This window comes from Burkholderia sp. HMSC10F09 (assembly GCF_001806955.1).
Taxonomy (GTDB): Bacteria; Pseudomonadota; Gammaproteobacteria; order Burkholderiales; family Burkholderiaceae; genus Burkholderia; species Burkholderia multivorans.
The window spans coordinates 1-878 of record NZ_KV786651.1 but is presented as its reverse complement, the minus strand read 5'-3'; the positions used below and the strand labels follow the sequence as shown (position 1 = coordinate 878).

At 64.5% G+C, this 878-nt stretch carries 1 protein-coding gene; it reads left to right on the top strand.

The window, feature by feature from the left end; all coding sequences use genetic code 11:
- Nucleotides 1-878 (top strand): DUF2345 domain-containing protein (locus tag HMPREF3115_RS10675; protein WP_141751666.1); only part of this gene is annotated, 878 nt, incomplete at both ends.

The window sequence follows — 878 nt, the reverse complement described above, 5'->3', positions numbered from 1 at the left end:
GAATACGCGGGCGGCGGCTACAACCAGCTCGTGATGGACGACGCCACCGGGCAGAACCGCGTGCAACTGATGAGCAGCAGCGCGAACAGCCTGCTGCATCTGGGCTACATCATCGATCAGAACGGCAATGCGCGCGGCTCGTATCTCGGCAGCGGGTTCGATCTGCGCTCGGATGCGTATGGTGCGGTGCGCGCGAGTCAGGGGCTGTACGTGACCACGCATCCAAAGGCGGCGAACAGCCAGCCGCTCGACGTGAAGGAAGCGCAGCAGCAGCTCGTGACCGGCGAGAGCCTGATCGAGGCGATGTCGGGCGTGAGCGAACAGCATCAGGCGGAAAGCCTGAAGGAAGCGCACGACACGATGCGCGCGTTCGCGGACGCGACGCAAAGCAGCGTGTCGGGCAGTGCGTCGGGCGGGCGTACTGCGGGCGGTGGAACGGGCAGCGCGAACGCATTCAAGGAACCGGTGATGCTGTTCGGCAGCCCCTCGGGGATCGCGATGTCGACGCAGCAGTCGGTGCACATGGTCGCGAACGATCACGTGAACGTCGCGAGCGGCCAGAGCGTGCACGTGGCCGCAGGCAAGTCGCTGATCGCGAGCATCGGACAGAAGCTGAGCCTGTTCGTGCAGAACGCGGGGATGAAGCTGTTCGCGGGCAAGGGCAAGGTGGAGATCCAGGCGCAGTCGGACAACGTCGAAGTGACTGCGCAGAAGACGGTAAAGGTTGTGTCCGCAACCGACAGGATCGAGATCGCGGCCGATCAGGGGATTCTGCTGACGAGCGGCGGCGGCTATATCCGTATTCAAGGCGGGAACATCGAGATTCATACGCCGGGTGCGGTCGATGTGAAGGGCGCGTCGCATACGTTCGCGGGGCC